Here is a 12554-nt window from a genome sequence, read left to right as displayed (position 1 = left end):
GCGCCGTGATGGGCGTGCTGAACGTGACGCCGGATTCGTTCTCCGACGGCGGCCGCTACCTCGACCTCGACCAGGCGCTGGAGCACGCGCGCGACATGTGGGCGCGCGGGGCGGACCTGATCGACGTCGGCGGCGAGTCGACGCGGCCGGGCGCGCTGCGCGTGGACGCGGAGACCGAGGCGGAGCGGGTGCTGCCGGTGATCCGGCAGCTGGCGTCGGAAGGTGTCGCGCTGTCTGTGGACACGACGCGTGCTTCCGTCGCGGAGGCGGCCGTCGAGGCCGGGGCGCGGGTGATCAACGACGTGTCCGGTGGGCTGGCCGACGCGAACATGGGGCGCGTCGCCGCGGAGTGCCGCGTGCCGTGGGTGCTGATGCACTGGCGCGGGCACAGCAAGGACATGACCAAGCTCGCGACGTACACCGATGTCGTGGCCGAGGTGCGCAGCGAGCTTCAGTCCAGAGTGGACGAAGCGCTCGCCGCGGGCGTGGACGAAAGCGCGATCGTGCTCGACCCCGGGCTCGGGTTCGCGAAGCACGCCGAGCACGACTGGGCGCTGCTGCACGGCCTGGATTCGGTGCTGTCGCTGGGTTTCCCGGTGCTCGTGGGCGCTTCGCGCAAACGGTTCCTCGGCCGGCTGCTGGCCGAAAAGGACGGTGAGCCGCGGCCGCCGGACGGGCGGGAGAACGCCACCGCAGCGATTTCCGCGCTGGCCGCCGCGGCCGGGGCTTGGGGAGTGCGCGTGCACGAGGTGGGCGCGTCACTCGACGCGGTCGCCGTCGCGGCCGCGTGGCGGAAGGGGCGGGCTGATGGCTGATCGCATCACGTTGACGGGGTTGCGGGTGTTCGGCCGCCACGGCGTGTTCGAGCACGAGAAGCGCGACGGTCAGGAGTTCATCGTCGACGTCACCGCGTGGCTCGACCTCGGTCCGGCCGCCGCGTCCGACGACCTGACCAAGACCCTGCACTACGGCCAGCTCGCGGAGCTGGCCGCCGGGATCGTGGCGGGCGAGCCGTACGACCTCATCGAGAGCGTCGCGGGCAAGATCGCCGACGAGGTCATGCGCGACTCGCGCCTGAACGCCGTCGAGGTCACCGTGCACAAGCCCTCGGCCCCGATCCCGCTGACGTTCGACGACGTCGCGGTCACCGTCCGGCGCGAGCGGTGAGCCGCGCCGTCCTCTCGCTGGGCTCCAACCTCGGCGACCGGCTGGCGTACCTGCGCATCGCGCTGGACACCGTCGGGCCGGCGCTGGTGGCCGTGTCGAGCGTGTACGAGACGAAGCCGTGGGGCGTCGAGGACCAGCCGGACTTCCTCAACGCCGTCTGCGTCGTCGACGACCCCGCGCGCGACCACTGGGCGTGGCTGGAGGTGGCGCAGGCCGCGGAGCAGGCGGCCGGCCGCGTCCGCGAGCTGCGCTGGGGGCCGCGGACCCTCGACGTGGACGTGGTGACCGTCGACGCCGTGGTTTCCGACGATCCCCGGCTGCTGCTGCCGCACCCCGGTACGCCGGACCGCGCCAGCGTGCTGATCCCGTGGCTGGAAATCGAACCGGACGCGGTCCTGCTGGGCCACGGCCGCGTCGCGGATCTCTTGCGGGCTCGGCCGGAGAACGACAAAGCGGGTGTCGTCCTCCGGCCGGACCTGCGGCTCGCTTAGACCCATCGAGCTCCCCGCGGGCGTGGTGCCCCGCCTGGGGCGAGGTTCCAGGCTCGCCGACGCAGCGGCTGTCGCCGGATTGGGGCGGTGGCCAGTGCGCCGGTGTGTGTCGCGCCGGAGGACTCAGCATTCGCCGGACCTGCGGCTCGCCTAGACCCGCCGGGGCCGAGCGACCCGCGGGCATGGTGCCCCCGCCTGTGGCGAGGTTCCAGGCTCGCCGCAGTGGCCGTCGCCCGGTTGGGGTGGCGGCCATCGCGCCGATGGGTGTCGCGGGTGGACGCCGGACCTGCGGCTTTGGTGACTCGGCGCCGTTCACCGGCCGTTCACCGATTCGGCGGTAACGCAGTCGGGCCCGCCCTTACTCAGACCGCAGCGCCGCCAGCAGGAAACCCACCTCGGGCTGGGCGCTCGGGATGGGCGGCCAGCCGTTGATGATCGCCAGCAGCTGCCAGTAGCGCTCGGCCCTGGGGTCGCCGCCGGAGGCGAACTTGTCGGCCAGGGCGCGGCGGAAGGCCGGGTCCGCGGGGTCGTCGCCGGTGCCGGCCGAGGCCGTGGCGATGGTGTCGGCCAGTTCTCGGCCCTGGGGTGAGTCGGGGCCGACACCCTCGTCGAGGGCGGCGCGGGCGGCGGTGGACCAGGCGAACCAGTTGTCGCGCTGGGCCTGTGTGACCTCGGTGGCCGCGCCGGCGTCGCGGTCGGCCGCGTGGCGTTCGCTCATGCCGCGGATCAGGCGGCGGAACTCCGGGTCCTGCACGAGCTCGGCGAACTCGAGCCAGGCCTCCAGCTGCTCGGGCGACGGGTCGTCCGGCAGCTCGGGCTTGGCCGAGCCCATGCGCTCGTAGAACTCGGGGTCCACGTCGAGGCCCTCGGTCATCTCGGCCCAGAACTCGTCGACCAGGCGCTTGCGCTCTTCGTCGGACATCTGCGCGAGGCGGTTCATCAGCTTCACTTCCTCCAGTTTGGAATCTCTCTTCGCCACCGCCCGCAGCACGGCCCGGCGCAGCCGGAGCCTGCGGATCTGCTCGTCGAGGGCCTCGACGTGGCGCACGGCCAGGTCGCGCACCGACGACTCGCGCTCCAGGACGCGAGCGACGTCGGCGAGGCCGAGCCCCAGCTCACGCAGCGTCCGCACCAGCTCCAGCCGGGCGAGCGCGTGGGCGTCGTACAGCCGGTAGCCGGCGTCGGTGCGCTCCGTGGGCGGGAGCAGGCCCTCGTCGGAGTAGAAGCGGATGGTCTTGACCGGCAGCCCCGTCCGCCTGGACAGCTCGCCGATCGTGAAGACCGCGGTGGCACCCACACGACGCATGGTGGAGTCTCCAGCCACTGGAGGGTCAAGTGCTCTCGGTACGGTAGACCCCATGCACTTCACCCGGCCCCGTGAGCTGGTGGTGGCCGCGGTTCTCGGCCTCGTCCTGGTCTACGTCGTCTTCCAGCTCGCCTACGGTGACCTGCCCCGACTCCCGACACTGGCAGGAGTCACGTTCGCAGTACTCGCTGTGATCGAGGCGATCATGGCTTACACGATCAGGTCGAGAATCAAGGCCGGACGGGTGACGGCGTCGATCGGCATCGCACGCTCAGTAGCGCTCGCGAAGGCGTCCTCGTTGGCCGGATCCTTCATGACAGGGGGTTGGCTGGCAGCGTTCGCGTACGTTTTTCCCCGACGTGACGAACTCGTCGCCAGCGTCTTCGACACCCGTGCCGCGGTGGTCGGCGCGGTGTGCTCCGCGATGCTCGTAGCTGCGGCTTTGTGGCTCGAGCACTCCTGCCGGACCCCTCCCGGCGACGAGCGGCCGGACAACCGTTCGACGACCGGTTAACGACCAGATCCTGCCGCTCGAAGTACCGACTAGGTCTCGTTCGGATCACTAGAAGGTACGGTGTCTGTCATGACCGGCGTGGGTGACGACTCGCGCGGCCGCCTTCTGGGCAGGCCGTGGCTCGTCGTCGGATTCGTCCTCGCCATCGGAGCCACTCTCGCACTGGTGCTCAGCGACGACCTCCGGTTCCTCCGGTTGGGAATCATCGCAGCCCTTTGGGCCGCCTTGATCGGCGCCTTCCTCGCCGTGAGGTATCGCAAGCACGCGGCGCACAGCGAGGACGCGGTCGCCGAGGCGCAGGCGGTATACGAACTGGAACTGGAACGCGAGATCGCGGCTCGGCGTGAGTACGAGCTGGAGATCGAAGCCGAGACGAGGGAGTCCGCGGAGGCCAAGTCGCGCGAAGAGCTCGACGCGCTGCGCGCCGAGGTGTCAGCGCTGCGCGAGAGCCTGCAGTCGCTGTTCGGCGGCGAGGTGCTGCTCGAACGCGTCGCGCTCACCGCGCAGGCCACGCGCATGCGCTCGCTCAACGACGACCAGCGGCTCGTGTCCGCCGGCTCGGAGTCGAAGAACGGCAACGGCAAGAAGCCCGCGCAGCTGATGGCCCCGAAGAAGCCGGTGGTCGAGGTCAGCAACGACCGGCCCACCGAGCTGATGGACCGCGTGCTCGACACCCCCGGCACCGACCGGCGGCGCAAGCCGGCCAACGGCACGGGCCAGCACGGTCCCGGGCAGGGCCAGGGGCCGAACGGCAAGCCGCCCGCTTCGCTGAACACCCAGCGCACGCAGCAGCTCGCGCGGCCGAAGCAGAACCGGCCGAAGCCGGCTCCGCAGCCGTCGCCCCAGCCCCAAGCCGAGCCCGAGTCGGCCGCCGCGCGCGCCGTGAAGGCCGCCGAGCTGCGCGCCGAAGCCGCACGCCGCCAGGCCGCCGCCTCCGAGTCGCAGCCGACGCGCACCGTCGCGCCGGTCGCGAAGCCCGATTCGCTCGAGGAGACGCGCCAGGTGCCGCGGGCCGAGGTTTCGCGCCCGGGCATGCGCCGGGTGGAGCCGCCGGTGTCGCGCGCCGAGGCGTCTCGGCCGGATCTGCGTCGCGTCGAGGCGCCGGTGTCACGGGCTGAGGCCTCTCGGCCTGACTTGCGCCGGGTGGAGCCCCCGGTCTCGCACGCTGAGGTGTCTCGGCCGGACCTGCGCCGCGTCGAACCGCCGGTGTCGCACGCCGAGGTGTCGCGCCCCGACCTGCCCCGCGTGGGCCGCCAGGACCCGCCGACCGGAGAGTCGACGGCCGCGTGGAAGCCGGCCTGGGACGCGTCCGCCGACTTCGGCGACCGCCGCTCCTCCGGCGACACCCCGCCGAAGCCCCGCGAGGCCACCGCGTCGCGCACCGACCTCCCGCCCGTGGCGGAGCCCCCGGAGCCGTCGCACACGGAACCGGGCCAGCGCAAGCCTTCGCGCCTGGAACAGTTCTCGCGCACGGACCTGTCACCCCTGGCCGACTCCGCCCCCGCGACCAGGCACGGCGCCCACTCGAACCCGGGCGACGAACCCGAGGAGCCGGTCAACCCGACCTTGCCGGAATCGGTCCGCAGCACCGTCACCAAGAGTTCCGGCGGCCGCCGCCGCCGCTCCGACGACGAACCGGCCGAAACGCCCGGCAGCGGCCGTCGCCGTCGCCCAGACGGCGAGCCCCCCGCGTGGGAAGGCATGGTCACCGAGCGGGCTTCGCAGAGCCGCCGCAACGTGCCCCCCGTCGACGCCCCCGAGGACACCCCCTCTCGCGGCCGCCGCTCCGCCGACCCCACACCGGCCAGCGGCTCCCACGCGGCGGGCCGGTCGGTCACGGAACTCCTGGCCGCCAACGGCGCCGCCGAATCCGCCCCGCGCCGCCGCCGTCGCGCGGAGGACTGAACCGCACGGAAAGCCCCGGCCCAGCATGGATGGGCCGGGGCTTTTCGCTGTGTACAAGCCTTCTGGCGGCCCGCACGCCTCACGGGCTCGCGGGCTCGCCGCTTGGCAAACGCGGGGGTGATGGCAGCGCCGCCTCACTACGCCCGCGGGACCGGGGTCGTACGGCCGGTTCGACCCGAGCCGGAGGCGTCGCCGCCGGTAGCTGCCGGCCCGCCGCGCGGCAGGCGACGACAGCAGCGCCACTGCGCAGTCGTCGGTGACCCGAGAACGGCACCGAAACACTGGCCGGGCAGCGTCCCTGCGCTGGGCCGCTCGGCTGCTGTGGCCGGAGCAGGAGAGCGCGTCGGTTAGCGGCGCATTCGTCGCTGCGCCAGGAGCCAGTGGCCCGAGCCCGAAGGAACTCGCGCGGCAACGGCGGCCGGAGTCGAAGAGCGCGGTCGCTCTTCGAGCCGGATTCATCGTTGAGCCAGACGCCTGGGCCTAAAACCTGCGGCGCTTGCGCGGCAATCGCACCCGAGGCCGGTGGGGGCGGGCTGAGCCGGGTTCTTCGCGGAGCCAGAAGTCTGGAGCGGGGCTTGCGCGGCAACGGCGGCCGGTGCCGTCGCCGGTGCGTTCGGGCCGAGCCGGATTTGTTGTGTGGGTGGCCTCTCCAGCCGAAACACCGAGCCCCGAGATCATCGGTGAAGCCCGCGCAGCCGAGGCCACGGCGGGAAAACCGCGGCCTCGAAGAGCCACAGCCAGCACCGCACACCTCACCCCCGTATGGTGACCGCTCGTGAACGGAACCCTCCCCACCACGAAGGGCTCAGCGGCGAGACCCGGTGCTCGCCTTCCGCGTCGGGTGACGGTGTTCTTGCCCGTGGTCGGGTTGATCGTCGTGGCGTTGTGTGGCCTGTTTCTGTTCGGGCTGGCCACGGCGCGCGTCGGGGTGGGGGCGGTCGCGATCGGGGTGCTGGCGGCGCTCGTGCCGGTGGCGGTGGTGGTCGCGGGGTTCCTGTGGGTGGATCGGTGGGAGCCGGAGCCCGCGAAGTTGCTGTTGCTGGCCTTCGCGTGGGGGGCGTGCATCGCGACGATCACCGCGCTGGTCATCAACAGTGGCGCCGAGGCCGTGGGTGACATCCTGCTCGGCAGTGGGAACGGCTCCAAGGTCAGCGCGCTCGTCTCCGCGCCGCTGGTGGAGGAAGCGGCGAAGGACGCCTTCGTGCTGCTCATCTTCTGGCGCCGCAGCGCGGAGTTCGACGGGGTGGTCGACGGGATCGTCTACGCGGGCTTCTCGGCGGCCGGCTTCGCGTTCACGGAGAACATCTACTACTTCGGCCGCGCGTTCGCCGAGTACGGCTTCGGAAACGGCGCCAACGCGGGTGTGCTCGCCGCGTTTTTCCTGCGTGGGGTGCTGTCGCCGTTCACGCATCCGTTGTTCGCCGTGATGGCGGGCATCGGGTTCGGGGTGGCGGCGCGCACGCGGCAGCGGTGGCTGCGGGTGGTCGCGCCGCTGGCCGGGTATCTGGCGGGCGTCTTGCTCCACGCGTTGTGGAACAGCGCGGCCACGCTGGGCGGCTCGAAGGCGTTCCTCACCGTGTACTTCCTGATCATGGTGCCGTTGTTCATCGGCGTGGTCTACGTGATCGTGCTGCAACGGCGGCGCGAACAGCGCATCGTGGCGGCCGCGCTGCCGAAGATGGTGGCCGACCGGTGGATCGCGAAGTCGGAGGTCAGCCTGCTGGCGAGTCTCTCGGGGCGCCGCGCGTGGCGCAGACAGGCCAGACGCGAATCCGGCAGAGCGGCGGCGCGGGCGGTCGGGCTGTACCAGGCGAGCGTTTCGGAGCTCGCGTTCCTGGGGCGCAACAGAATCCGCAGCGAAGAGGACCAGCAACGCCAGGACGAGCTGCTGCGCACCCTCAAAGCAGCTCGCGCCGACGCCGTGCGCCTCGCCACCACGGCCGAGCCGCGATGATCGTCATCCCCCCGGCGGGGTAGCTCGATCGAGCCGAAAAACCCGTGCTCAGCGGGGGTGCGGCGGCCCTCCGCCGCACAGATCTCCGAGACGCGATTAAATTACTTCCGCGATTGAACGACCGGGTGAAGCTCGTCACCAGAGCTCCGCGATCCGGACGCGACGGGGCTACTCTCGCGCCGTCGTCTGGTACCCGCGCCGTAAGAGCGGGACTGGAACGAGCCAAGGAGTTTCGAGCCATGAGCGTCCACAGGCGCACGCCATGAACCGACCGGCCCGCCTCGCGGTGGGCGTGGTCTCGGCCGGCCGGGTGGGCAGCGTCCTCGGCGCCGCACTGGCCAGGGCCGGCCACACGGTCGTCGCCGCGTCCGGCCTGTCGGCCGAGTCGCTGGCGCGGGCCGAACGCCTGCTGCCCGACGTCCCCCTGCTGCCGCCCGACGAGGTCGTCCGCCGCGCCGACCTGGTGCTGCTCGCGCTGCCCGACGACGCCCTCGAAGGCATGGTTCGCGGGCTCGTGGCGACGGAGTCGCTGCGGCCGGGCCAGATCGTCGTCCACACCTCCGGCGCTCACGGCGTCGACGTCCTGCAGCCCGCCGCACAGGCCGGTGCGCTGGCGCTCGCGCTGCACCCCGTGCTCACGTTCACCGGCCGCGCCGAAGACCTCGAACGCCTCAGCACCGCCAGCATCGGCGTCACCGCGGCCCCCGACGACGAGGTGGCCTGGAACGTCGGCGAGGCGCTGGCCGTGGAGATGGGCGCCGAGCCGGTGCGCATCCCCGAGGCCGCCCGCGCGCTCTACCACGCGGCCCTCTCGCACGGCGCCAACCACCTGATGACGCTCGTCGCCGACTGCACGGAGCTCCTGCGCGAAGCCGGAATCGGGCATTCGGAACGACTCGTCGCACCACTGCTGTCGGCCGCACTGGATAATGTGCTGCGCCACGGCGACCGCGCCCTCACCGGCCCGGTGGCGCGTGGTGATCTCGGCACCGTCCGCAAGCACCTCACCGTGCTCTCGGGAACGGAGCCGGCGATCGCCCCGGCCTACCGGGCACTGGCCCGGCGCACGGCCGAGCGGTCCCACGCCGCCGGCCTGCTCGACGCGGCGACCGCCGCCGAGCTGACCGACCTCCTCGACGACCCCGCCGAAGGGCAGACCCCGTGACCACACCGAAGTTCCAGCGCGCGACGCTCAACGCGTACCAGCCGCCCGAACACATCAGCCAGGTGAGCCGCGCGCTGCGCAGTGTCGGCCACAAGGTGGCGCTCGTGCCCACGATGGGCGCGCTGCACGACGGCCACCGCGAGCTGATGCGCCGCGCGAAGCGCCTGCCGAACACGATCGTGGCCGCGTCGATCTTCGTGAACCCGCTGCAGTTCGGCGCGGGTGAGGACTTCGAGGCGTACCCGCGGCGCATGGAAGAGGACCTCGCAACGCTGGGCGAAGCCGGCGTCGAGCTGGCCTTCACGCCGAAGGCGAGCGACCTGTACGCCGAGAACGCGATGGTGACCGTGCACCCCGGCCCGCTCGGCGACGAGCTGGAGGGCGCCGTGCGGCCCGGGCACTTCACCGGGGTGCTCACTGTCGTCGCGAAGTTGTTCAACCTGCTGCGCCCGGACTACGCGTTCTTCGGGGAGAAGGACTACCAGCAGCTGGTGCTGATCAAGAAGATGGTGGCCGACCTGAACATCGACACCCGGGTGATCGGGGTGCCGACGGTCCGCGAGCGCGACGGGCTCGCACTGTCTTCCCGCAACGTGTACCTGACGCCGGAGCAGCGGGAGGACGCCGTGGTGCTTTCCGCGGCGCTGACCGCAGGGGCGCACGTCGGCCGCGAAGGGGCCGAAGCGGTGCTGGACATGGCTCGCCGGACGCTCGCCGAGCGTCCGCAGGTGGAGGTGGACTACCTGGAGCTGAGGGGAACCGATCTCGGGCCGGCGCCCGTCGACGGTGAGGCACGGCTGTTGATCGCCGCCCGGGTGGGGAGCACCCGGCTGATCGACAACGTGGGAGTGCTGCTCGGACGGGCTGTGGACCATCCGAGCGTGGATCCGGACGCAGGGGAATAGGGAGAGTCCACGATGTACCGCACGATGCTGAAGTCGAAGATCCACCGGGCCACGGTGACGCAGGCGGATCTGCACTACGTGGGGTCGGTGACCGTCGACGAGGACCTGATGGAGGCCGCCGACCTCCTGCCGGGTGAACAGGTGTCCATTGTGGACGTCACGAACGGCGCCCGGCTCGAGACCTACGTGATCAAGGGTGAGCGCGGCAGCGGCGTGCTCGGCATCAACGGCGCCGCGGCGCACCTGGTGCACCCGGGTGACCTCGTCATCCTCATCTCCTACGGCCAGATGGACAGCGTGGAGGCGCTGAACTACGAGCCGCGGGTGATCTTCGTCGACGAGGACAACCAGATCGTCGAACGCGGGACCGATCCGGCCCACGCGCCGGAGGGGTCGGGGCTGCTGAGCGGCACCGTCACGCTGCCCGAGGAGGACACGATCGCCTTCCCGGTGGCCGAAACCGCCGACGCCCGCCGGCTCGACGCGTTGCTGCACGCGGAAAGCTGAGCCCGTAACCCACCGAGTCGGCGGCGAAACCGGGCCGCAGTAAAGGAAGTCCGCGTTGCTGCTCACCGTCGACGTCGGCAACACCAACATCGTCCTCGGCCTGTACGAGGGCCAGCGGCTCGTCGGCGACTGGCGCATGCGCACCGACGCGCGCATGACCGCCGACGAGCTCGCGCTCACCATGCGCGGCCTGCTCGGCCCGCACGCCGACGCGATCACCGGCATCAGCGCACTGTCCACAGTGCCCGCCGTGCTGCGCGAACTGCGCGTGATGCTGAGCCGCTACTACGCGCGGCTCCCGAAGATCGTGGTGGAACCCGGCGTGCGCACGGGCGTGCCGCTGCTCGTGGACAACCCCAAGGAGGTGGGCGCCGACCGGCTCGTGAACACCCTCGCCGCCCACCACCTGCACGCCACCGCGTGCGTGGTGGTCGACTTCGGCACGTCCACGAACGTCGACGCCATCTCCGCCAAGGGCGAGTTCCTCGGCGGCGCGTTCGCCCCCGGCATCGACATCTCTGTGGACGCGCTCGCCTCCCGCGCTGCCGCGTTGCGCAAGGTGGAGCTCGTGCGGCCGCGTTCGGTCATCGGGAAGAACACCGTGGAATGCCTGCAGTCCGGCATCCTCTACGGCTTCGCGGGCCAGGTCGACGGCCTCGTCAAACGCATTGTGCGGGAACTGCGCAGCGAGGAAACCGAGCCGGTCGCGGTGATCGCGACCGGCGGCCTCGCGCCGTTGGTGATCGGCGAATCGGAGACGATCAAGGAGCACGTCCCCGATCTGACGTTGCTGGGGCTGCGGTTGGTCTACGAACGAAACGTGCGCTAGTTCTGCGCGAGGAATTCCTCCCAGGTGCGGGTGCCGGTTTCCGCGTCGAGGTTGAGGTTGTCGCCGGCGCGGTAGGCGCGGCCGGCCTTGCCGGGCAGGCGGACGGGCAGCTTGGGGCGGCGCTTTCCGTTGGCCCGCAGGTAATCCTCCACGAGTTCACGCATGGTGTAGACCTTCGGGCCCGCCAGGTCGGGGACGCGGCCGGCGGGCGCGCCGAGGGTCAGTTCGGCGAGCCGGGCCGCGACGTCGTGGGCGTCCACCGGCTGGAACCGCATGCCGCCGGGCACGGGGACGACGGGCAGTTTCGCGGCGGCGCGCACCGCGTCGAGGCAGAAGCCGTGGAACTGGGCGGCACGCAGGATCGTCCACGGCAGCCCCGAGGCGATCACCGTCTTCTCCGCCTCGAACTTGCGCGTGAAATAGCCCAGCGGCACGCGGTCGGCCGCGATCACCGAGATGAGCACGAAGTGGCCCACGCCCGCGCGTTCGGCGGCTTTGACCAGGTTCGCGGTGGCCACGTCGTCACCTTTGGGTCCGCCGGCCAGGTGCAGCACCACGTCGACGCCGTCGACGGCGGCTTCCAGCCCTTCGCCGCTGAGCAGGTCGCAGGCGACGTGCTCGGCGGCGCCGGCGGGTGCGTGGCGGCTCAGAATGCGCAGCTTCGCGTCCCGCAGCAGCGGGGTGACGAGGGTGCCGAGCGTGCCGGTGCCGCCGGTGACGAGGATCGTGCTCATTTCTTCCTCCGTTCCGGTCACGTGACCGGGATTGTCGGTGTGTACTTCGGTGAACCCGCGCGACGGAGGAATGTGACACGTGGACGAAAAGGCCTGGTTGGCGCAGCAGTTCGAAGAGAACCGGCCGCGGCTGCGCTCAGTCGCGTACCGGATGCTGGGCTCGTTGAGCGAAGCCGAAGACGCCGTGCAGGAAGCCTGGCTGCGGCTCGACGGCGTGGACGCGCGGGAGATCGAGAGCCTGCCCGCCTGGCTCACCACGGTCGTCTCGCGCCAGTGCCTCAACCAGCTGCGCACGCGCGAACGCCGGCGTGAGGACTCGCTCGAGGCGCAGGTCTTCGAACGCGGCGACGACTTCGACCTCGAGGCGGAAGCGCAGCTCGCCGACTCGGTCGGGCTGGCGCTGCTGGTGGTGCTCGACTCGCTGGGGCCGGCCGAGCGCATCGCGTTCGTGCTGCACGACATGTTCGCGGTGCCGTTCGAGGACATCGCGGTGATGCTCGACCGCACACCGGCGGCCGTGCGCCAGATCGCCAGCCGCGCCCGGCGCCGGGTCCGCGGCGAGCAGCCGACGGCCGACGTCACGCGCAGCCGCCAGGCCGTGGAGGCCTACCTGGCGGCCGCGCGCGGCGGCGACTTCGAGGCGCTGCTGCAGCTGCTCGACCCCGACGTGGTGCTGCAGGCCGACGCCGCCGTGTCCGGGGCGCCGGCGCCCGTCGTGCTGCGGGGCGTCCGCAGCGTGAGCAAGGGCGCGCTGCTCGCTACGGCCCGCGCGCGGGGCACGCAGGTGGCGCTGGTCAACGGTGCGCCTGCCCTCGTGCTCGCGCCGCGTGGCCGGCTCGAAGTGGTGCTCACGTTCACCTTCGACGGCGACCGCATCACGGCGATCGACGTGGTCGGTGATCCCGAGCGGCTGCGTGCGTTGGAGATTTCGGTTTTCTAGTGCAGCACCTTCAACCCCACTGAGTCTTCTGCCCCGGCTCCGCCGGGGCGCGCGAGATCGCCGAAAGTCGGCTTCTTCCCTCCCGGTTTCGTCGGCCCGGGCCGAGGGCGCCGACCTCGATGACGACGTGCCCCGGG

Annotated in this window: 13 protein-coding genes; 11 read left to right on the top strand and 2 right to left on the bottom strand. The window is 71.7% G+C overall.

Annotation, left to right across the window (positions count from 1 at the left end; genetic code table 11):
• Window positions 1-8: 8 nt before the first annotated feature.
• Genes folP through folK form a run of 3 tightly spaced genes read left to right on the top strand, consistent with a single transcriptional unit; the run spans window position 9 to window position 1658 of the window.
• Window positions 9-815: a dihydropteroate synthase gene (folP, locus tag AB0878_RS45145; protein ID WP_366588749.1), complete on the top strand. Its 807-nt coding sequence runs from the start codon at window positions 9-11 to the stop codon at window positions 813-815.
• On the top strand, window positions 808-1167 hold the full coding sequence (gene folB / locus AB0878_RS45140) for a dihydroneopterin aldolase (RefSeq protein ID WP_366588747.1): 360 nt from the start codon (window positions 808-810) through the stop codon (window positions 1165-1167). Before folP ends, folB begins: the two co-directional genes overlap by 8 nt.
• Window positions 1164-1658 (top strand): 2-amino-4-hydroxy-6-hydroxymethyldihydropteridine diphosphokinase, encoded by a 495-nt coding sequence (gene folK / locus AB0878_RS45135; protein ID WP_366588745.1) that lies wholly within the window; start codon window positions 1164-1166, stop codon window positions 1656-1658. The genes folB and folK overlap by 4 nt, the downstream gene beginning before the upstream one ends.
• Window positions 1659-2016: 358 nt before the next feature.
• Here folK and AB0878_RS45130 read toward each other — a convergent pair whose 3' ends face one another.
• Window positions 2017-2955 carry a MerR family transcriptional regulator gene (locus AB0878_RS45130; protein ID WP_366588743.1) on the bottom strand — a complete coding sequence of 313 codons (939 nt, stop codon included), beginning with the start codon at window positions 2953-2955 and terminating at the stop codon, window positions 2017-2019.
• Between the two features lie 61 nt (window positions 2956-3016).
• Between AB0878_RS45130 and AB0878_RS45125 the strand changes: the two genes are divergently transcribed.
• The 7 genes from AB0878_RS45125 to AB0878_RS45095 all read left to right on the top strand — a co-directional run bounded on the left by AB0878_RS45125 (window position 3017) and on the right by AB0878_RS45095 (window position 10743).
• Entirely contained in the window at window positions 3017-3478 is a 462-nt protein-coding gene (locus tag AB0878_RS45125; protein ID WP_366588741.1) for a DUF3180 domain-containing protein, read from the top strand.
• 69 nt (window positions 3479-3547) lie between these two features.
• Entirely contained in the window at window positions 3548-5383 is a 1836-nt protein-coding gene (locus AB0878_RS45120; RefSeq protein WP_366588739.1) for a DUF6779 domain-containing protein, read from the top strand.
• A gap of 847 nt (window positions 5384-6230) precedes the next feature.
• Window positions 6231-7337: a PrsW family intramembrane metalloprotease gene (locus tag AB0878_RS45115; RefSeq protein WP_366588837.1), complete on the top strand. Its 1107-nt coding sequence runs from the start codon at window positions 6231-6233 to the stop codon at window positions 7335-7337.
• Window positions 7338-7599: 262 nt separating this feature from the next.
• Window positions 7600-8502, top strand: coding sequence for a DUF2520 domain-containing protein (locus AB0878_RS45110; RefSeq protein ID WP_366588736.1), 903 nt, complete (start codon window positions 7600-7602; stop codon window positions 8500-8502).
• Window positions 8499-9407: a pantoate--beta-alanine ligase gene (gene panC, locus AB0878_RS45105; RefSeq protein WP_366588734.1), complete on the top strand. Its 909-nt coding sequence runs from the start codon at window positions 8499-8501 to the stop codon at window positions 9405-9407. Before AB0878_RS45110 ends, panC begins: the two co-directional genes overlap by 4 nt.
• 12 nt (window positions 9408-9419) lie before the next feature.
• Window positions 9420-9914 carry an aspartate 1-decarboxylase gene (panD, locus tag AB0878_RS45100; RefSeq protein ID WP_220244802.1) on the top strand — a complete coding sequence of 165 codons (495 nt, stop codon included), beginning with the start codon at window positions 9420-9422 and terminating at the stop codon, window positions 9912-9914.
• 55 nt (window positions 9915-9969) lie between these two features.
• Window positions 9970-10743, top strand: a complete 774-nt coding sequence (locus AB0878_RS45095) for a type III pantothenate kinase (RefSeq protein ID WP_366588731.1) — start codon at window positions 9970-9972, stop codon at window positions 10741-10743.
• Here AB0878_RS45095 and AB0878_RS45090 read toward each other — a convergent pair.
• Window positions 10740-11477 (bottom strand): NAD(P)H-binding protein, encoded by a 738-nt coding sequence (locus AB0878_RS45090; RefSeq protein WP_366588729.1) that lies wholly within the window; start codon window positions 11475-11477, stop codon window positions 10740-10742. The genes AB0878_RS45095 and AB0878_RS45090 overlap by 4 nt on opposite strands.
• A gap of 79 nt (window positions 11478-11556) precedes the next feature.
• Here AB0878_RS45090 and AB0878_RS45085 point away from each other — a divergent pair, with 79 nt between their 5' ends.
• Window positions 11557-12417: a sigma-70 family RNA polymerase sigma factor gene (locus tag AB0878_RS45085; RefSeq protein ID WP_366588726.1), complete on the top strand. Its 861-nt coding sequence runs from the start codon at window positions 11557-11559 to the stop codon at window positions 12415-12417.
• The last annotated feature ends 137 nt before the right edge of the window (window positions 12418-12554 follow it).

This window comes from Amycolatopsis sp. NPDC047767, from assembly GCF_040704195.1.
Lineage (GTDB): Bacteria > Actinomycetota > Actinomycetes > Mycobacteriales > Pseudonocardiaceae > Amycolatopsis.
Note: the sequence above shows the minus strand (reverse complement) of the source record. Positions and strands in the feature narration are given on the sequence as shown.

What these genes read in the sequence shown, in the direction of transcription:
- panD (WP_220244802.1), top strand. Translation starts at nt 9,420, where the DNA reads ATGTACCGCACGATGCTGAAGTCGAAGATCCACCGGGCCACGGTGACG.
- folP (WP_366588749.1), top strand. Translation starts at nt 9, where the DNA reads ATGGGCGTGCTGAACGTGACGCCGGATTCGTTCTCCGACGGCGGCCGC.
- folB (WP_366588747.1), top strand. Translation starts at nt 808, where the DNA reads ATGGCTGATCGCATCACGTTGACGGGGTTGCGGGTGTTCGGCCGCCAC.
- AB0878_RS45120 (WP_366588739.1), top strand. Translation starts at nt 3,548, where the DNA reads ATGACCGGCGTGGGTGACGACTCGCGCGGCCGCCTTCTGGGCAGGCCG.
- AB0878_RS45125 (WP_366588741.1), top strand. Translation starts at nt 3,017, where the DNA reads ATGCACTTCACCCGGCCCCGTGAGCTGGTGGTGGCCGCGGTTCTCGGC.
- AB0878_RS45110 (WP_366588736.1), top strand. Translation starts at nt 7,600, where the DNA reads ATGAACCGACCGGCCCGCCTCGCGGTGGGCGTGGTCTCGGCCGGCCGG.
- AB0878_RS45090 (WP_366588729.1), bottom strand. Translation starts at nt 11,477, where the DNA reads ATGAGCACGATCCTCGTCACCGGCGGCACCGGCACGCTCGGCACCCTC.